The organism is Pseudoalteromonas sp. NZS100 (genome assembly GCF_015864815.1).
Lineage (GTDB): Bacteria > Pseudomonadota > Gammaproteobacteria > Enterobacterales > Alteromonadaceae > Pseudoalteromonas > Pseudoalteromonas distincta.
Genome location: NZ_JADYWM010000002.1, coordinates 235677 through 254730 on the forward strand (window position 1 = coordinate 235677; position 19054 = coordinate 254730).

At 37.8% G+C, this 19054-nt stretch carries 17 protein-coding genes; 9 read left to right on the plus strand and 8 right to left on the minus strand.

Annotated elements, in window-relative coordinates; translation table 11 throughout:
* Window positions 1-7: 7 nt before the first annotated feature.
* Window positions 8-565 carry a TMEM165/GDT1 family protein gene (locus I6E69_RS02855; RefSeq protein WP_024597356.1) on the minus strand — a complete coding sequence of 186 codons (558 nt, stop codon included), beginning with the start codon at window positions 563-565 and terminating at the stop codon, window positions 8-10.
* A 342-nt stretch (window positions 566-907) separates the two neighbouring features.
* Here I6E69_RS02855 and I6E69_RS02860 point away from each other — a divergent pair, with 342 nt between their 5' ends.
* A complete protein-coding gene (locus tag I6E69_RS02860; RefSeq protein WP_002960627.1) occupies window positions 908-1102 on the plus strand; it encodes a (2Fe-2S)-binding protein in 195 nt (64 codons plus the stop codon).
* A gap of 65 nt (window positions 1103-1167) precedes the next feature.
* Here I6E69_RS02860 and bfr (I6E69_RS02865) read toward each other — a convergent pair whose 3' ends face one another.
* The 5 genes from bfr (I6E69_RS02865) to I6E69_RS02885 form a co-directional block, all read right to left on the minus strand.
* Window positions 1168-1632: a bacterioferritin gene (bfr, locus tag I6E69_RS02865; RefSeq protein ID WP_165724973.1), complete on the minus strand. Its 465-nt coding sequence runs from the start codon at window positions 1630-1632 to the stop codon at window positions 1168-1170.
* Window positions 1633-1644: 12 nt separating this feature from the next.
* Complete coding sequence (bfr, locus tag I6E69_RS02870) at window positions 1645-2115, minus strand: bacterioferritin (protein WP_002958985.1); 471 nt, start codon at window positions 2113-2115, stop codon at window positions 1645-1647.
* A 531-nt stretch (window positions 2116-2646) separates the two neighbouring features.
* Entirely contained in the window at window positions 2647-4782 is a 2136-nt protein-coding gene (locus tag I6E69_RS02875; RefSeq protein WP_197120598.1) for a TonB-dependent receptor, read from the minus strand.
* A gap of 72 nt (window positions 4783-4854) precedes the next feature.
* Complete coding sequence (locus I6E69_RS02880; RefSeq protein ID WP_197120599.1) at window positions 4855-5925, minus strand: PepSY domain-containing protein; 1071 nt, start codon at window positions 5923-5925, stop codon at window positions 4855-4857.
* A gap of 103 nt (window positions 5926-6028) precedes the next feature.
* Window positions 6029-6907: a cation diffusion facilitator family transporter gene (locus tag I6E69_RS02885; protein ID WP_039488448.1), complete on the minus strand. Its 879-nt coding sequence runs from the start codon at window positions 6905-6907 to the stop codon at window positions 6029-6031.
* A gap of 251 nt (window positions 6908-7158) precedes the next feature.
* On the opposite strand from I6E69_RS02885, the gene I6E69_RS02890 reads away from it, so the two are divergent.
* From I6E69_RS02890 to I6E69_RS02925, 8 genes are all read left to right on the plus strand, one after another.
* On the plus strand, window positions 7159-11922 hold the full coding sequence (locus I6E69_RS02890) for a PAS domain-containing protein (RefSeq protein WP_197120600.1): 4764 nt from the start codon (window positions 7159-7161) through the stop codon (window positions 11920-11922).
* Between the two features lie 12 nt (window positions 11923-11934).
* Window positions 11935-12417, plus strand: coding sequence for a GNAT family N-acetyltransferase (locus I6E69_RS02895; protein ID WP_002958990.1), 483 nt, complete (start codon window positions 11935-11937; stop codon window positions 12415-12417).
* 79 nt (window positions 12418-12496) lie between these two features.
* Complete coding sequence (locus I6E69_RS02900) at window positions 12497-13003, plus strand: hypothetical protein (protein WP_197120601.1); 507 nt, start codon at window positions 12497-12499, stop codon at window positions 13001-13003.
* Between the two features lie 22 nt (window positions 13004-13025).
* On the plus strand, window positions 13026-13637 hold the full coding sequence (locus I6E69_RS02905; RefSeq protein ID WP_197120602.1) for a superoxide dismutase: 612 nt from the start codon (window positions 13026-13028) through the stop codon (window positions 13635-13637).
* Window positions 13638-13711: 74 nt separating this feature from the next.
* Window positions 13712-15064, plus strand: coding sequence for a DNA-3-methyladenine glycosylase 2 family protein (locus I6E69_RS02910; RefSeq protein WP_197120603.1), 1353 nt, complete (start codon window positions 13712-13714; stop codon window positions 15062-15064).
* Complete coding sequence (locus I6E69_RS02915; RefSeq protein ID WP_024595650.1) at window positions 15064-15534, plus strand: methylated-DNA--[protein]-cysteine S-methyltransferase; 471 nt, start codon at window positions 15064-15066, stop codon at window positions 15532-15534. Before I6E69_RS02910 ends, I6E69_RS02915 begins: the two co-directional genes overlap by 1 nt.
* A gap of 72 nt (window positions 15535-15606) precedes the next feature.
* Window positions 15607-16401 (plus strand): amino acid ABC transporter substrate-binding protein, encoded by a 795-nt coding sequence (locus I6E69_RS02920; RefSeq protein ID WP_039488454.1) that lies wholly within the window; start codon window positions 15607-15609, stop codon window positions 16399-16401.
* Window positions 16402-16494: 93 nt separating this feature from the next.
* Window positions 16495-17088 (plus strand): thymidine kinase, encoded by a 594-nt coding sequence (locus tag I6E69_RS02925; protein ID WP_007582344.1) that lies wholly within the window; start codon window positions 16495-16497, stop codon window positions 17086-17088.
* Here I6E69_RS02925 and ltaE read toward each other — a convergent pair.
* Both ltaE and rlmF read right to left on the minus strand, forming a co-directional pair.
* Window positions 17062-18066, minus strand: a complete 1005-nt coding sequence (gene ltaE / locus I6E69_RS02930; protein WP_138490360.1) for a low-specificity L-threonine aldolase — start codon at window positions 18064-18066, stop codon at window positions 17062-17064. The two genes, I6E69_RS02925 and ltaE, sit on opposite strands and share 27 nt — an antisense overlap.
* A 40-nt stretch (window positions 18067-18106) precedes the next feature.
* Window positions 18107-19039 carry a 23S rRNA (adenine(1618)-N(6))-methyltransferase RlmF gene (gene rlmF, locus I6E69_RS02935; protein WP_197120604.1) on the minus strand — a complete coding sequence of 311 codons (933 nt, stop codon included), beginning with the start codon at window positions 19037-19039 and terminating at the stop codon, window positions 18107-18109.
* Between the last annotated feature and the right edge of the window lie 15 nt (window positions 19040-19054).

Sequence of the window (19054 nt, forward strand, 5' to 3'; positions counted from 1 at the left end):
ATATTGATTAAATTGTAACTAAGCCATAAATACCTAATGACACAAACACACAAGCAGCAATAGCACGTACGGTGTTTAGAGATATTCTTTTTAGTAATGCATTACCAGCATATATAACAGGCACGTTAGCAATTAGCATACCTAACGTGGTTCCTACCGTTACCCAAAACACAGACTGATATTGTGCGCCTAGCAACACTGTCGCTATTTGTGTTTTATCACCAATTTCTGCAATAAAAAATAATACAAAAGCGACTAAAAAAGCCCCGTAGCTATCGTATTTACTACTTACATCTTCGTCTTTATCTGGAACTAATAGCCAAAGGCCAACAACAATAAAGCTGATGTTTACAAGCCAAGGTAAATATTCAGAAGAAAAACTATTACTTAACCACTGCCCAAACCACGCTGATAGGCCATGATTGAGTAAAGTTGCGGCTAAAATACCAAGAATAAGTGCGCCTTTATTACGAAAACGGGCAGCTAACAGGAGCGATAAAAGCTGGGTTTTATCGCCAATTTCGGCAAGAGTGACAGTGACGGTTGAGGTTAAAAAAACTTCCATTATTGATTCTTACAGGCGGGAATACTAAACCAAGGCAAACAACTATCTCCCGCCATGAGGATAGTGTCTACCTAGGTCTCGCCGATAACGCTTGCTACAACATTACAAACTTACCATGCACATGAGGTGCAATTATGTTGATAAGTTTACTCATTACTGAGCGGGCTACTCCCCTAAGAGGCGGCCATTATTCCATAACTTTATTTTTAGGTAAATATAGTTAAGGGAACAAATACCATATTCTAATAAATAATTTATATTTATTAGTGAAGAAGCTATTGATAACAATTGTCGTTTAGATTAGTATGCATCTATTGATTGTAATTAACACGGTTTGTATTGATGTATATTTGTCTTTGTCACGGTGTGACTGATAAAAAAATTGAGCAAACAATTGACGATGGTGCAACGACCATGCGTGAATTAACCAAAGAGCTTAAAGTAGGCAGCCAATGCGGTAAGTGTTGTGGTTGTACTAAAAAGATCCTTAATCGCAGACTTATTCAAATTGCGGATGTAACGGATCAAGTTGCTTAATTACATATAAAATTTAGATATAAAAAAAGCAGCTTTTTAGCTGCTTTTTTTATGCTTGTTACTATTTACAGTTGAGACTGTAAGTAGTTTTTGATACCCGTATTTTTAATAAGTAATTGTTGGGTTTCTAACCAATCAATTTGCTCTTCTTGTTCATTTAAAATGTGATCAAGGGCTTCACGGGTAATGTAGTCTTTTTTGTTTTCAGCCAGTTTAACGGCGCTTCGTAACTCGTCAATAGTATCGAGTTCAAAACTCATGTTAGCAGCAATCATTTCTTCGCTGTTTTCACCAATACGTAATCGACCTAGGTCTTGAAGATTTGGTAAGCCTTCTAAAAACAAAATACGTTCAATTAAACGATCAGCGTTTTTCATTTTTTGAATTGATACTTTGTAGTCTGCTTTATCAAGCTGTGTAAAGCCAAAATCTTTAAACATACGTGCATGTAAAAAGTATTGGTTAATACCAACAAGCTCATTAGCGAGTACTTTATTAAGCGCTGCAATAACGTCTTTATCGCCTTTCATAACATGCTCCTACTAAGCCATTTGTGCTTGATGATAATTTTCAGAACCAATTTTATCAATTAGACCAAGTTGTTGCTCTAACCAGTAAACATGGTCTTCTTCGGTATCAAATAACAGCTTTTCTAAAATGCTACGAGATTGATAATCTTGTTGTTCTTCACATATTGCGATGACGTCTTTAACACACGCAACTACTTCAAGCTCTAGTGTTAAATCGTTTTGCATCATGCTTTTTACATCGTTACCGATAAGTAAATCACGGCGCTTAGTCATATTTGGTACACCTTCTAAAAACAAGATGCGCTTAATAAGCCAGTCTGCGTGATCTTTTTCTTCTTCCATTTCGTGGTTAAGGCGCTCGTATAGTTTGTTTAAACCCCAGTCGTCATACATGCGCGAGTGTATAAAATACTGATCGATTGCTGCTAATTCGTTAGCTAACAATGTATTAAACGCATCGATTACTTTTTGATTACCTTTCATGATAAATCGCCTCAACTATTTCAATTGTATGCAGTGTAGTACATATAGCCTATATTGCAAGTTTTCTCTATAAAAATCATTGCGTTACTATTGGTTTTGATTCTTATTTAAGTTTGCGTTACTGCTTGGTTTATGGACAGTTTTTTATTTGTATTAGCATCTAATACAAGATCATGATTGTTAGGGCGTATTGAACTATGGTGGTTGAATTTGCAGCAGTGTGTTTTGTTTTTAGGCAAGGCAGTGCCTATGTAGTGTGGTTATTCCCCATAAATAGGCGATAACGCAGCATAAAGACCAAACATGCGCTGCCCAAAGGGTTCTTTCTAGGGGCGATTAACTTTTTGTTGCTCGGTTTTTACTTAGCCCACTAGGTTACAAACCTCGCGCCGCAATTTAATCGCCTCTAGATTGAACAAATCTCAATCCACAAAGATCAACACGCCCTAAATAAAAAGTGAGACGTTTATTTATGCGGGATTTGTTGAGCATATAGGCATGCAGGGCATGCCTATAACGTGCGCTTATTTGTTAAAATTGATATTTAGCACCCAGCGTTGCGGTTGTGCCTAATCCTTTAATGTTATATCCACCGTAGGTGTAAGATTGTGCGCGGGCAGGGTAGTAATCACTATTGAATAGGTTTTCGATACCAAAATAGCCACTCCACCTGGCGTTAACATTGTACTGGCCACTTAAGTTAAATGTGTTGTAGCTACTCACAGGGCCCTGATCGCCAGAGTATTGGCCTTGCGCATTTTTATCAAAGCGCTTTCTGTCACCTACATATAAAAAACTCATTGCAAGTGATAACTTTTCGTTAGTTTGCCATGTTAAATTAGCAGTGGCTTTTGGTGGGCTGATTTGTTTTGCCCCTAAATATTCATCCGCTTCGGTGTTTTTACCTTCTACGTAGCTGTATGTAGCGCTTAATTTAAGATCTTGATTAATAGTATAATTAACTAAACTTTCGTAACCCCATATTTCTTGCGGTGCGCGTACGGGTTCGTAAACACCCGTTACTTCGTTAAATTCATTACTGGTGCCAAGCTCTGAAGTACTTCTGTACAGTGCAAATTCAAAACGAACGTTTTCAAACTGTGAAGTAAAACCAACTTCGTAGTTGTCAATTATAGATGCTTGTGTCTGAATAAGTGCAATATCGTCAACGGTTGCAGCGCGAAGCAAGCGCCCAATATCAGAAATATCAGAGCCCTGTGAGTAACTAAAAAATGGGCTGAATGCATCTGTTAAATTGTATTTTATGCCTGCATTATACGTTGTAGCGTCATAGTTTATGGTATCACCACGCACATTTAATGGGACTGAGCATTGCGAAGGGGTTCTACACAGTTTTAATGTTTGGTAATCACTTACGCTCAAATCAATACTTTCGTTTCTTACACCTGCTTTTACAATAATATCGTCGTTTATTACCCATTTGGTTTGTAAAAAGCCAGCCACACTTTCCATGTCCATTTCTGGCACCCACACACGGCCATCCACTAAAGGTTGTGATGTTTTATCGTTTAAGGCATCAATACCGTAGATTAAGGTGGCTGTAACGTTTTCAAAATCAAACTGACTATTAAATGTAGCCCTTGCACCTTGCTTGTCTGATTTTATAACCGATTGACCACCGCTATAGCCTTCATCGAGGTTAGCTAGGTTAGTGGAGAAAAAGAATACGTTTTCTATATCTTGTTTATAAAGATCGAGGGTCATTTGTGTGTTTTCAAACAACGCGTAATCAACATATTTTAGGGTTATATTTTCGTTGCCTTCTGGGCCTTGCGGCTTACCTTGTTTTTGAAGATCTAAGGGGACGTGTATAGCGTAAGTTTTTTCTCCTATATTGCCATCACCAGTAACATCGCCTAAATCAGTTTTTTGCTGTGAGCTGAAATAGTTATAGCTAAACTGCAGTTGCTTTTCGTCGTCAAAATCATAAGTTAGTTTGGTAAAATAGTTTTGAGTCTCAGAGTCTGATAAACCGTATTGTAAGCCTAAAATATCGCCCTGTGCATCGCGTTGTACGCCGTTTTCTTCATAGCTTGCCGTTAACAGGTAGCTTAGTTGGTCGAGCTTACCGTTTACTGCGGCTGATACTCTACCGCCGCCACTTTCTGCTAACTTAACAGCGCTAAAGCGGCTTGAAATACTTATTTCACCTTCAGGTTTACCATCACTGCGAGCCTGTTTGGTTATGTAGTTAATAATGCCACCTGAGGCACCATTACCATAAATAGACGTTGCGCCTTTTATGACTTCAATGCGCGCTATGGCACTTGCATCAAGTGTTTTTACGCCTAAAGAACCATTACGAAGAGGGGTTGATTGCGGTACGCCATCAATCATTATTAGAGGCGCACGGCCGCGTAGTGTTTGTCCTGAATTACTTGAACTGCCTGTATCTGGGGCAAGCCCTGGAACCATTTGCGCGAGTAAACTTCCCAATTCTGAGCTTACTTTTAAATGCTGTTGTATTTGTTGCTGATTAATAACGGTGATAGATGCAGGTACTTCGTCAATGCTTTCTGATATGCGGCTGCCTGAAACAATGACATGCTCAAATTGATCAGAACTGTATTCATTTTTATTATTTTCATTTGCTAACGTGTTAGTACTTATTGCAACAGCAATAAGGCAAAGCGAAGTTTTTAACATGGGGTGTCTTAGTTGATAATAATTTACGTAATGGTAATTATTATCAACCAATGACACAAGTGTTAATGAGATTTATTTCCATTTATGGCGTTTTAACCAAAAATATACACCGCTTACAATAAAAAATGCGAGTGAAAGGGCTATTAATAACCATAAAAACTGCACGATAGGACCTGCAAAATCACCAATGTGAAACTTATATTTGAAGTTCCATGCTTGTGTTGTGAAGTTTGTTTTACTGGCGTCAAATGAGTTTAATACTTTACCCGTAAATGGGTTAGTCCAAACCCAGCTGTAAGCGTGGCTTTCGCCAGGGTTTTGCATTCTCAGTGCAATTGCTTCGTCATCCTTTTTAGGTAAGTAAACTCTATATAATTTACCGTCTGGAAATACGTTCTCTGCATTTTTAATTGCTTGATTGTAGTTTAAAGCAGCTTGAGAAGGGGTTATTACTTTTGGTGCTTTAGGTCTTTGTTCTACCTTGTTTAAGGTCACAAATTCTAATACCGATTGAGTTTGTGTTTTCCAGTTAAATGCCATACCAGTAAAGGCAATCAGCATAAGTGGTATAAAAAAGTAAACACCAAGTACTGTATGTAATTGATACATGAGCACTCTAAATTTGGCTTTTGGTTTTATAGCTAAACGTTTAACTCTGTTTTTGGGCTTTACCCATAAGTAAAAGCCCAGTAATACATTTATTAAAAGTAGCAATGCACACACCGACATCCAATTTCGAAAGGTTTTCTCACCTTTACTGTTTTCAAACAACAGCCAACGATGTAATCCCATAGCAAACCCATAAATCGTATCGGTTGATTCATAGACGTTTAGTACACTCCCAGAGTAGGGGTTAACACTGGCGTAGCGTTTATTGGCTAACCGAAATTGCCATGCTGCGTTTGGCGCTTGTTCGGGCATAAAAAAGGTGATTTTTTGCTTAGTTTGAGCTTGTACATTTTGTATAAGTTCATCGTAATACATTAAGTTTTTTTGGGGTGTTACTTGCCATTTTGCAGGCTCTATTAGGTGCTGTATGTCTTTTGCATAAATCATAACAGCACCGGTTAGGCTCACTATTAATAAAAATAGTCCGCTAATAAGGGCAAGGCCTAAATGAATTCTACGTAACCAAAGTTTCAAAAACGGTATCTCATTATGAGTTAATGACAATATTGTAAATGATAATACGAGCTGTTTTCAATTAAATAAGTTGTGTATTTGGTTTAGCTTGTTATTAAGAACATTAAATTAGGCTTTTATTTGTAATAGATTGGATTTCTATTATGCAATTTTCGATTTTAAAATTGTCGTGCAAAAAACTTTTAACTGCGGCTAAATCAATTACGTGCTGGGTGCTAATAATAAGCTCGCAATAATTTTCTTTATCATCTAGTTGCCAAAGCTTAATGCTCATTACCGATTCGATATTAAATTCATTACTAATAGCATGTGATATTGCATCTGTATCAACGTTGCTAGGCGCTGCTTGCATTAAAATTTTGCAGCTTTGCTTTAATAGTAAAATGCCATGATAAATTACATAAAGAGAAATAAGCACAGTGGCAATTAAATCAACGATATACCACTGGTATAAAATAATTAAGGTGCCTGCAATAATAACAACAATAGATGCCATTGCATCTGATACGTTATGAATAAAGGCCGCTTTTATATTTATACTGTGATTTGCGCCAGCTCGGTAGGTTAAAAATGCGGTTGCTAAATCAATTACCAACGCTATTGCTGCCACCCACACAACTATCCAACCATTAATTGGTTGAGGGTTTAAATAGCTCGAAATGGCTTCAAAAATTAAATACACACCAATTAATATCAATGTACTGCTATTAAAAAGTGTGGCAAGTATTTCAGCGCGTTTATAGCCAAAATGATGAGTGGTGTCAGCAGGTTTATTACCAATTTTACGTGCAACGAGCGCGATAAATATAGCGGCAGCATCACTTAAATTATGAAGTGCATCGGCTATAAGTGACAAACTGCCCGAAAATACCCCGCCAATAACTTGGGCTACGGTTAGCAATACATTAATAACCACAGCGACGGTTAGCTGTTTATCGCTCTGGTTTTCGTCTACATGACTATGTGAGTGATCGTGCGCCATAATGACCTCAAATGTATTAATTGAATATTGCTTATATCATGGCTGGTTTAAAACCGCTACAGATGTGGTAGCGTCAATAAATCTAATTATAAGTTAGTAATAAAGGCGTATATTTTAAAAAGTGTGAATTTAATATTGTAACGCTAAACACCCATTTTTTAAGGAGTTTACCGCTCAAAACTTGCGTCTTTATATATTTAGTGCATTAATGTAAGTAATATTAAATGATTATAAGTTGCTGGATATTAAGCATGCACAAAGGTTTAAACTTTGGTGAATTAACAGGTAAAGGACAGTCTGTTCGAAGTAAGTTAATTATAACCTTTATAATTATAGCCTTAGGGCCACTTTGTATACTTACTTGGTTTAGCCTTGGACATGTAAATAGCACGCTTAAGCAAAATGCAGACGCTGAACTTAACGAGCTTAATAATATAGGTAAGCAATTTGCTGATATTTGGTTTGCAGAGCATGTTAAGGATCTATATTTGCTTAGGGCGCAGTTTGATATTAGCCCGACTAAAAAACAACAATTAATAGCGCAATTTGTTGAGCAGTACGACTTTGTTAATAATGTAGAACTTATTGATGTAAACCTCGTTAAATCACTACCTTCATCACCCTTTTTTAATATTATTAAAGATCAACGTTTTAATAACATACTCTCTGGTATTAAAAATACAGGTAAAATCCAATTTCAGTCAATGACAGTCTCAGGGCGTGAGTATCATATTATTGGCTTACCGTTAGTAAATACCGAAAATAAGCTACAAGCCATATTGCTCGCAGATATAAATTTAAACGGCTTATTAAATAATCTAAGTAAAATACACGCTGCAAATAAAGACATAACATTTTATGTTATGCATAATAATAAAATTCAAAAAAATAATAATTCAGAAGATTCTCAACCATTATTTTTCTCTCAAAACGGCTCCCCAACGCAACGTGTTTTTTCTTACAGTAATAAAAATGAAGAGACTTTATACGGGTATATTGATTCTCTAGAGTTTGTAAATGAATCTGGATGGCAGTTACTTGTAACAAAACCAAAAGAAGTTGCACTACAAGGCGCTAATTTTTATAAACAGCTTGCTTTATTAACAAATGCGGGGGCATTGCTGCTTATATTAACGTCATCGTGGTGGTTTGGGCGTCGACTTTCTAGACCTTTAATTAACTTAGCTAAAATTGTTGAAAGTATTACAAAAGGAGACAAGGTAAAAGTCCCTGTAATAAACGACAGTATTGAGTTTCACCAGCTTTCATTGGGTTTACGTAATTTAGTAGCCGTAAAAGAAGAGCAACAAAGTATATTACAAAAACAACGCTCTGCACTTCAAATTGCATTAAAACAATTAGCCGAGCAAAAAAGTGCATTAGATGAACACGCTATTGTTGCTGTAACTGATTTGCATGGCACCATCACTTTTGTAAATAAGAAATTTTGTGAGATTAGTGGCTACGATGAACACGAATTAATAGGTCAAAACCATCGCCTTTTAAATTCAGGAAAACACGAAAAAGCATTTTTTAAAAATATGTATAAAACGCTTAAACGTGGTGATATATGGAACGGGCAAATATGCAATAAAGCTAAGCATGGTGGCATATATTGGGTAGATACGACAATTGCACCATTTTTAGATGAAAATGGAAAACCGCAAAACTATATTGCTATTCGTAATGACATTACAGCCCTTAAAGTACAAGAGCTAGAGCTTGAGCAACACAAAACACAGTTACAGCTAGTGATAGACTCAACAGCCGTGGGTATTTGGGATTGGTATATTGATACTAATAAAGTGACGTTTAATAACCGCTGGGCCGAGATAATAGGTTACAAACTCAGTGAGATTGAACCTTGTACTATAAATACTTGGTATACCTATGCTCACCCAGACGACTTAGTGATATCAAATAAAAAACTTCAAGAGCACTTTGCCGGTGAGACTGACTATTTTGTTAGTGAAGCCCGCATGAAGCATAAAAATGGACATTGGATTTGGGTACTCGATACTGCAAAAGTAGTTGAGTGGAATACCGATGGCTCTCCAAAACGTATGATAGGTACGCATTTAGATATATCAGAACGAAAATCTACAGAGCTTGAGCTACAAGGAAGCCGCGATAGGTTTGCATCTTTAGTATCAAATATCCCTGGCATTATTTATCGATGTAAGTTTGATGAAAAATTAAGCATGCTTTATATGAGCGAGCAAGCGAGTGAAATAACAGGTTATTCACCTGATGAGTTGATACATGATGAACCCCCCAGCTTTTTTGATTTGATATGCGAAGGCGATTCTAAAAAAATAAAAGATGAAATTCTACGTTGTGTTAGTGCAAAACAGTCATGGTCTGTTGAGTATAGGATTACAGCCCGCGATGGCACCTTACATTGGGTAAATGAAAAAGGCCAAGCCATTTACGCAGATGATGGCAGCATATTGTATTTAGATGGATTTATTTTAGATATTACAGAGCGTTACAATACACAGTTAAAAATAAATCGTCAGCAAAGCCTACTTGAATCAATGAGTAAGCAAGGACAGATTGGCGCATGGGAGATGGACTTAGATGCGCATACACTTTATTGGTCTGATGAAGTTAAAGTTATTCACGAAGTACCAGAGGGCTTTGAACCGAGCATAGATACCGCTATTAACTTTTATAAACCAGGCATACACCGAGATACTATAAGTACCTTATTTGAGTGCGCAGTGACTTTAGGTGAAAGCTGGAGTGTAGAGCTTATTATTTTGACCTATTCTGGGCAAGAGCGTTGGGTTAAATCGATGGGCCAAGCTGAGCTTAAAGACGGTAAATGTGTACGTGTGTTTGGTTCATTTCAAAGTATTGATGCACATAAACGACTTGAACTTGAGAGCGAAAAAGCAAATCGTTATAACAAAAATTTAGCCGCGCTTACAGTCGCACCTGAAGTGCAAAATAGTGATGTAGAACAGGTTAAAAAGCTAGCCGTTAAATCTATGTGTGAAGTGCTAAATGTTACACGAGCTTCGATATGGATCTTTAACGAAAAACGAGATGTGATGACGTGTCATAGCTTATATATAAATGGTCAAGGGTTTGTAGATACCGACGCTATTTTAACTGCTAAAGACTACCCAGCTTATTTTAATGCTATTTATAAACATAATTTAGTGGCTATTGATGATGTTTATACTCACTCAGCAACTGTTGATTTTATTGAAGCATATGTAACACCACTAAATATTAAATCGATGCTTGATGCTGTAATTGCAACAGGCGATGGTAATTTAGGTATTTTGTGCGCTGAAACAGTAGGCGAGCATCACAACTGGACGCAAAGTGAAGAAACGTATCTTCGCTCATTAGCTACTTTAGTGGGAAGCACTTTAGTTTCTCAAAAACGAAAAGTAATTAGTGAGGAGCTAAAAGTAGCACTTGTAAAAGCTGAAGATGCAGCCATTGCTAAGAGCCAATTCTTAGCAACCATGAGCCATGAAATTAGAACGCCAATGAATGGCGTACTCGGCATGCTAGAGCTTGTTCAATTAGAGTCGTTATCTAAACCAATAGAAACAAAAGTAGATATAGCCAAAAAAAGTGCACATTCTTTATTGGGTGTAATTAATGATATTTTAGATTTCTCTAAAGCTGAAGCAGGTAAAATCGAGCTTGAAGAGATTAACTTTAATGGACGTGATTTAATTGGTGAAGTTGCTGCCGCACAAGCATTTACAGCTCAAGATAAGGGTATTGAAATTATTTTGGATCTGGTAGCGCTAGAGCCTTCGCAGTTATGCGGCGATCCTGGGCGCATTCGCCAAGTTATTACTAATTTATTGAGCAACGCCGTTAAGTTTACGAGTCAAGGCGAGGTTGTTGTAAGCGCGAAAATTAATAAAGTAGCTCAAGGTTTAGAGTTTGTTGTAAGTATAAAGGACTCAGGCATAGGAATAAGTTTAGAAAAACAAGAGCAATTATTTACTCCGTTTTCTCAAGTCGATGCATCAACAACGCGTGAATATGGAGGCAGTGGCTTAGGGCTGGCTATTTGTAAGCAGCTTTGTGAGCTAATGGGGGGAGCAATCTCTCTCACTAGCGAAGCCGGTAAAGGGAGTACTTTTACTGCCACTATTATGCTGACTCCGGGAGATCAAAAAGAACGTTATATTCCTAATATTAATATGGAAGAGCTAACCGTTTTGGTTGTTGATGATAACGAGACAAATCGAATTGTAATTTCACAGCAGCTTGAGCACTGGGGCGCTAAAGTTGCGCTTGCATGTGACGCACGCGAAGCTCTTGATATGTGCGCGCAGCAGTATAAAAGTAACAATTGCATGTATGATATTGCAGTGCTTGACATGCAAATGCCAGGAATGGATGGCATAGAGCTGTGTAAAGCACTAAAAGCACATGAAGATTATAAATCAATGCCACTTGTAATGATGACCAGTATTGCTGGTATGGAAGGTGCGCAGCGCTATTCTAATTCAGGCTTTCAGGCATATTTCCCCAAACCTGTAACCACTGCCGATTTAATTTCTGCACTGTCAGTCATAACAAGTAATGATGCAGGTGAGACACTCCCACTTGTTACTTCAGGCTATATTTCCTCTCTTAAAAAAGAACAAGTGCAGGAATCTACCCAAATATTACTTGTAGAGGATAATCCAATTAATCGGCAAGTGGCTACATTAATGCTTAAAAAGCTTAATTGTGACGTTACAATTGCCGAAAATGGTCAACTAGCGATAGATATATTAGAGTCTCATGATTCTGGCTTTTTTAAGCTCGTTCTTATGGATTGCCAGATGCCTGTTATGGATGGCTTTGCTACAACTGCAGCTATACGTAAAGGTATGGCGGGTATACAACACAAAAACATTAGGATCATTGCTATTACGGCTAACGCAATGGACTCTGATAAAGAGCGTTGTATAACCGCAGGAATGGATGACTACTTGAGCAAACCGATTCAATTAGATATTTTAAAAGATAAATTAGAGCAGTATATTTAAGGTAAAAATACAATGAGCCAACCCGTTATAATACGTGATGCAAAGCCAAGTGATGCGAAAACAATTTTGCACTTTATTACCGAACTAGCCATATATGAAAAAGAACCGGATGCAGTTAAAACAGACGAACAGGCTATTTTAGATACGCTGTTTAGCGACGGTGCTACTGCGCACAGCATAATTTGTTTAGAAGGTGATGAGCCAATTGGTTTTGCGGTCTATTTTTATAATTACTCTACATGGTTAGGTAAAAATGGCCTATACCTTGAAGATTTATACGTAAGCCCAGATAGCCGTGGCAATGGTGCAGGTAAAGCCATTATGAAGCACTTAGCTAATAAGGCGATTAGTAATGACTGTGGTCGTTTTGAATGGGTAGTGCTTGATTGGAATAAACCCGCTATCGATTTTTACAATAGCATTGGTGCAAAGCCTCAAAACGAATGGATAATATATCGCTTAACGGGGCAGGAATTACTAGACTTTGCTAAATAGTTAATGAAAATCATTTGCATTTAGGTTTGTGGGTGTGTAAGTTAACTACACGCCCATAAATAAACGTGCAGATGATTATATGTTCTCAAATCAAAAACAATCCCACTCAGATTTACTTTGTCTTGATCAAGCATTAAGCCCTTGGCAGTCAAATATAATGCAAGGTAATTATGCATTTGAACAAGGTGCACTTCTCGAAGCCCGCGATAAATACTTATTAGCTAAAACACTTGCAGATCATCTTCTTCAGCAGTTTTTATATGCTCAGATTAATAACAATGTCATCCATGCTATTGAGCATTGCATACCCGCACTTGTTGTTGCGTCGCATAATTTAGCTGATACCTATATAGCTATGCAACAGCCTGAAAATGCATGCAAATGGCTATGCGAAGTACACTTAACACTCTGTTCGCTAATTAAGCATACTCATTACGATATACAAAAAGTGAGTAAGCATCATTACACTAAAACGTCCTCTGAACTTGTATCATTTGCAAGACGCTATCATTTTTTACCTGAGCTAATAGAGCAAGTGAATTTTTGCTTATGCTCAGAGAGCACTACAAACAATCAACTGCACTAATTTAAAAGAAAAAGGAGTATTTATGGCTTTTACTTTGCCTGCACTTAACTATGAGTACGATGCGCTTGAGCCTCATATTGATGGTAAAACAATGCATATTCACCACACATTACATCATCAAACGTATATAAATAAAGCCAATGCTGCTTTAGCAGATACTGTTTATGCAACCGCAAATGCTGAAAAATTACTTAAGGGAATAAACAGCCTGCCTAGTAATTTACAAAAAGCAGTACAAGAGCATGTAGGAGGGCATTTTAATCACAGCTTATTTTGGCAAGTAATGAGCCCTCAAGGAGGAGGTGAACCTGAAGGTAGTGTAGCTCAGGCTATATCTGAGCAGCTAGGCAGTTTTGATAAGTTTAAAGACCAATTTACTACTGCTGCAATTAGTCAATTTGGCAGTGGTTGGGCGTGGCTAAGTGTAACGCCGGATGAAAAGTTGATTGTAGAAAATAGTGCTAATCAAGATTGCCCTTTAATGCAGGGAAATACCCCTATTTTGGGACTTGATGTATGGGAGCATGCCTATTATTTGAAGTATCAAAATAAGCGTCCTGACTATATTGCTGCTTTTTATAATGTAATTAATTGGACTGAAGTTGAAAAACGCTACCTAGCCGCAGTAAGTTGAGTGCCGAATATGGCTAGTAATGTGAGTTTTTTTGTATAAGCTAGGCTCTATTAGGTTAATTTATAGAGCCGTTTATGGACACTTCACATTGGCAAAAAGCACGTCAGAGTCGCGATCCTCGTTTTGACGGGCTTTTTTACGTAGCGGTAAAAAGTACCGGTATATATTGCAGACCAATTTGCCCTGCACCAACGGCTCACGAAAAAAACGTTGCTTATTATCAGTTTGCCCATAACGCGGCGCAAGATGGTTTTAGGCCGTGTATCAGATGCAGGCCCGATAGTGCCCCTGGCAGCGCAGCATGGCAGGGTACAAAAACGACTGCACTTAGAGCAAAACAGTTAATAGATCAAAGTGATGAACACGACTGCGAAAAATTAGCAGCTCGTTTAGGTATAAGTAGTCGTTATTTAAGGCAGTTGTTTAAGCAGTATTTTGGCGTGTCGATTACGCAATATCGATTATTTAACCAATGCCACTTTGCTAAAAAACTGATTCAAGAAACACATTTACCCCTTACCGAAATAGCGTTTGCCGCAGGCTTTAAAAGCATTAGGCGTTTTAATGATGCATTTTTACAGCAGTTAAATATAGCTCCCTCGAAGCTGCGCAGTGGCGATAAAAAACCAACGTCAACACTCATTTTAACCCTGCCATTTAGGCCGCCTTATAATTGGCCTGCTTTGCAGGGCTTTTTACAAAGGCGCTTGATAAAACCAATGGAGTGGGTAACACAAACGAGCTACGGGCGTACTTTTGCAAGTGATAAATATAAAGGAAGCTTTACCGCTGAATTTATAGCTAATAAAAACCACTTTAGTGTATCTATCAATATAGACAATACGGCGTACTTACAACCTGTTATAAATAATATACGCCGTGTGCTTGATTTAGATGCCGATATTAATTTAATTGAAACGCATTTAAGCGCCAATATAAACAATGCGTTTACAGTGTGTGAAGGGCTCAGACTTCCAGGGATTTGGTCAAGTTTTGAAGCCGGTATAAGAGCGGTACTCGGACAACAAGTGAGTGTTACTGCGGCGCATAATTTAGTAACAAAGTTAGTTGATGAATTAGGCGAAAAAGAGGGCGATGCCGTTTATTTTCCTACGGCTAAAATTGTTACTAATAGTGATTTTGCATTTTTTAAAATGCCACAAGCACGCAAAAATGCACTGCATAATTTAGCCCATTTTTGTGCACTAAATCCTGAAAATGACGATTTAGACGAATGGCTTAGCTTAAAGGGAATTGGTCCTTGGACAGTAAATTATGCAAAGCTGCGAGGACAAAGCCAACCCGATATATTACTTGATGGCGACTTAGGTGTTAAAAAAGCTCAAGCGGCGGCAAACCCTTTTGAGCCTGCTAATTGCGCTCCTTTTCGCTCTTACTTAACTTTTCAACTTTGGCAGCAATTATAATGATTATTCAAACATCAATTTCGAGCCCTATAGACGACATAATTATTCAAGCGACCGAGAAAGGCGTGAGTTACGTTGGTTTTTATCCACCAGTTGAATACTCTTATACGCCATTTGAGCAAGTTACTAACAAGGCGGTGCTTATTTGCGCTGCGCAGTTAAATGAGTACTTTGCAAAAAAACGCACTACGTTTGATGTACCACTTGATACAACCGGTACGGTATTTCAGCAAAGTGTATGGCAAGCACTATTAACGGTGCCTTTTGGACAATCGCAAACATACGGCTATATTGCTAACCAACTCAATAACCCAAAAGCAGTGAGGGCAGTAGGTGCTGCTAATGGTAAAAATCCGATTAGTATTATTGTACCGTGCCACCGCATTATTGGCGCAAATGCAAAGTTAACGGGCTATGCTGGTGGGCTTGAAAGGAAACTGTGGTTGCTGAAACACGAAGGATTAATGTAAATTAATTGATAAAATATAGTCAGTCTGCTTAACTCAACCTATAATTTAAATAATCAACTAATAAAAATTATTATGCGTATTAATAGCTTAGTTTACTTTTTTATTGCCAGTTTAATGTTTACCGCTACTGCGTTTAGCAAACCGCAGAGTCTCGTGTTTTGTTACGAAGACAAAAACATAGCACCCATGTTTTTAGGTGATGGCCAAAATATACCAACAGATAAACCTGGTGCATCAATCGAAATACTTCAACAACTTGATTTAGCATTGCCCAATGTAGCAATATCATTTGTTAGAAAGCCATGGCGTAGATGCTTAAACGATTTAGAATTTAATCGAGTTAATGCTGTTATTGCAAGCTACCGGAAAGGGCGAGAAAACGTTGCTGTTTACCCTGTTGATGAGCAAGGTAAGTTACAAGATAACTACGCAGTAAGTGAATTTGGCAGCTGCCTTATAGGGCGTTATAAATTTCATAAGGAATGGGAGACTCGTGAAGTATTTCAAAATAAAGCATTTACGATAGCTATTCCTAATGGTTATGGGCTAAATAGCGCGTTAAAAGAAGAACCATTTTTTATTCATAATACGTTTTCTAAAAGCAAAGCTTTTGAGTTGCTAGATAAGGGAGTAGTGCAGGCGAGCGTTGATCTATGCCAAGTAGATGGCTTAAAAGTGTCGAGTTATCCGTATGAGGGTAATAATGTTAAACCTATTTATCCCCCTTACGAAACCAGCCATGGTTATCTTGTTTTTTCAAAAAAATTCTACGAAGAAAATAACACCCTAAGTTGGGAAATGTGGGAGTGGTTATCAAAATTTGAAAGTGCACCTGTGTATATTAAATACTTACAAACACTTAAATAAACAGGCCCTGACAAAATAAAATTCGCGTTTGTAAATTGGTATTAATTTAATATTAAGGTAGCATAAGCGCACTTTTTATAAAATGGCACCGCAATGGCTCAATTATACTTTTACTACTCTGCAATGAATGCAGGTAAATCAACCACGTTATTACAATCTGCATTTAATTATAAAGAACGTGGCATGGAACCTGTGATCCTGACTGCTGCTATTGATGATAGACAAGGCGTGGGTAAAGTATCGTCTCGTATTGGTTTGCAAGCTGATGCGCATGTATTTGATGCCAGTAAAGATGTTTTTGATCTTATTCAATCTCTCAATAATGATAAAAAGCGCCATTGTGTGTTAGTTGACGAGTGCCAATTTTTATCAAAAGAACAAGTAATGCAATTAACCGATGTGGTTGATGAACTCGGTATACCGGTATTGTGTTATGGCTTGCGTAACGACTTTAGAGGCGAGCTATTTATAGGGTCGCAATATTTGCTTGCGTGGGCTGATAAGTTAGTTGAGCTTAAAACTGTTTGCCACTGTGGGCGTAAAGCTAACCATGTACTGCGTACCGATGAAAATGGCGAAGCAATAGCCGATGGTAACCAAGTAGAAATTGGCGGCAATGACCGATATGTTTCGGTATGCCGCAAACATTATAAAGCCGCGTTAAATATGGGCCGACAAAGCATTTAAAAATGTATCAATATCTTCGCGGGTTATATCTAAATGCGTAACTAGCCTAAGCTGCTTGCTTGGGCTAAATAATATTCCTTGTTGTTTTAGCGCTTCAGCAATATCTTCAATATTTATACTGCTACTGTATGTTGCGTAAACCATATTAGTGGTGTTAGTCATATCGACAGTAAAGCCACTGATCTCACTTAATTGTTGAGCCAAATAACGTGCATTTTCATGATCGTCTTTTAAGCGCTCTACATTGTGCTCAAGTGCAAATTGTCCAGCGGCTGCAAGCATTCCGGCTTGGCGCATACCACCACCAAGTACTTTTCTCCATCGTCTTGCTTTATTAATAAGTGCTGGTGAGCCTAATAATAAAGAGCCTACGGGCGCACCTAAACCTTTAGATAAACAAATAGAAACTGAGTCAAAGTGTTTTGTAATTTCTGTGATATCAACTTTTAGCTCAACAGCGGCATTAAAAGCACGTGCGCCGTCTAAGTGCAGCGCTAAACTATGCGTATTAACAAAGTCACGTGCTTGGGCTAAGTACTCAAGCGGGAGTACTTTTCCGCCAATGGTATTTTCTAAGCTGAGCAATCGCGTTTTTGCAAAATGGCAATCGTCTGGTTTTATAGCCGCCGCTATTTTACTAAAAGGGATGCTGCCATCAGCTTCGTTTTCAATAGGCTGTGGCTGAACAGATCCTAATACAGCTGCGCCGCCACCCTCAAACTTATAATTGTGAGCATTTTGGCCACAAATGTATTCGTCACCTCGCTCACAGTGCGCCATTAACGCAAGTAAGTTGGCTTGTGTGCCTGAGCTACAATAAAGTGCGGCTTCAAAATTAAAACGCTTACACGCATAGGCTTCTAGTTGGTTAATGCTTTCATCATCACCATATACATCGTCACCAACCGGTGCGTTGTACATAATATCGCGCATTTCTTTTGTTGGTTTTGTAACTGTATCAGAGCGAAAATCTATCATGATTGCCTTATCCTTTTTATTATTTTTAATAAAATTGGTATTAATCAAGCTCGCTACAAATTTGCTCACGAGTGTCTTTATCAAAGTAGGTCCATGCAATAAAGCGGCTAATTTTTTGACCTTGTGCCATATCAACAATTTTATACTGTGCTATTGGGTGAGCTTTTAATACTTCTTCAAGGGCTGCAATATTATCCTTTTTAGAGACTAACGACGTAAACCACAGTACTTGCTCTGCAAAGTCTTCGCTTTCTTCAATCATATTAGAGATAAACTGTACTTCACCACCTTCACACCACAATTCATTATTATGGCCACCAAAGTTAAGCGTGCTACTGGGTGTTTTTCCTAAGTTTTTCCATTTACGTTCACTGCCTTTACTTGCCTCTTCTTCACTTGCATGAAACGGCGGGTTACAGAGCGTTAAATGGTATAGATCTTTTTGATTTATAACGCCTTTAAAAATATGTGATGCGTTTTTTTGTTGTTTTAGGGTTATTTTTAAACCATTAAACTGAGCAATTTGCTTTGCTATTTTTACCGAGGCTGTATCGATATCAGTCCCAGTAAAATGCCACTTATATTCACTTGTACCAGTAAGCGGATAAACTAAGTTAGCGCCAGTACCAATATCAAGTACTTTAATTTGCTTACCTAAAGGTATTTGTTGTTGGTTATCATCACTTAATAGGTCGGCCAAGTAGTGAATGTAGTCAACACGCCCAGGTATAGGCGGGCATAAGTTGTGCTCGGGAATATCCCAAAAATCAATATTATAATGTGCTTTTAAAAGAGCCTGATTAAGTGTTTTAACAGCCTTGTTATCACTAAAATCAATGCTTTTAGTCCCTGCAGGTGTGGTTATAACAAATGGCAGTAGAGCAGGGTGCTCTGTTGTTAATAAATCGAAGTCGTACCCATTTTTATGTAGGTTGCGAGGGTGTAATTTTGAACGTGTTTTATTTTCTTTCATGGCTTCATTTTAACA

Coding starts and splice junctions, on each gene's coding strand:
- I6E69_RS02890 (WP_197120600.1), top strand. CDS start 7,159: ATGCACAAAGGTTTAAACTTTGGTGAATTAACAGGTAAAGGACAGTCT.
- I6E69_RS02855 (WP_024597356.1), bottom strand. CDS start 565: ATGGAAGTTTTTTTAACCTCAACCGTCACTGTCACTCTTGCCGAAATT.
- I6E69_RS02860 (WP_002960627.1), top strand. CDS start 908: ATGTATATTTGTCTTTGTCACGGTGTGACTGATAAAAAAATTGAGCAA.
- bfr (WP_165724973.1), bottom strand. CDS start 1,632: ATGAAAGGCGATAAAGACGTTATTGCAGCGCTTAATAAAGTACTCGCT.
- I6E69_RS02885 (WP_039488448.1), bottom strand. CDS start 6,907: ATGGCGCACGATCACTCACATAGTCATGTAGACGAAAACCAGAGCGAT.
- bfr (WP_002958985.1), bottom strand. CDS start 2,115: ATGAAAGGTAATCAAAAAGTAATCGATGCGTTTAATACATTGTTAGCT.
- I6E69_RS02875 (WP_197120598.1), bottom strand. CDS start 4,782: ATGTTAAAAACTTCGCTTTGCCTTATTGCTGTTGCAATAAGTACTAAC.
- rlmF (WP_197120604.1), bottom strand. CDS start 19,039: ATGAAAGAAAATAAAACACGTTCAAAATTACACCCTCGCAACCTACAT.
- ltaE (WP_138490360.1), bottom strand. CDS start 18,066: ATGATAGATTTTCGCTCTGATACAGTTACAAAACCAACAAAAGAAATG.
- I6E69_RS02915 (WP_024595650.1), top strand. CDS start 15,064: ATGATTATTCAAACATCAATTTCGAGCCCTATAGACGACATAATTATT.
- I6E69_RS02925 (WP_007582344.1), top strand. CDS start 16,495: ATGGCTCAATTATACTTTTACTACTCTGCAATGAATGCAGGTAAATCA.
- I6E69_RS02895 (WP_002958990.1), top strand. CDS start 11,935: ATGAGCCAACCCGTTATAATACGTGATGCAAAGCCAAGTGATGCGAAA.
- I6E69_RS02905 (WP_197120602.1), top strand. CDS start 13,026: ATGGCTTTTACTTTGCCTGCACTTAACTATGAGTACGATGCGCTTGAG.
- I6E69_RS02920 (WP_039488454.1), top strand. CDS start 15,607: ATGCGTATTAATAGCTTAGTTTACTTTTTTATTGCCAGTTTAATGTTT.
- I6E69_RS02910 (WP_197120603.1), top strand. CDS start 13,712: ATGGACACTTCACATTGGCAAAAAGCACGTCAGAGTCGCGATCCTCGT.
- I6E69_RS02900 (WP_197120601.1), top strand. CDS start 12,497: ATGTTCTCAAATCAAAAACAATCCCACTCAGATTTACTTTGTCTTGAT.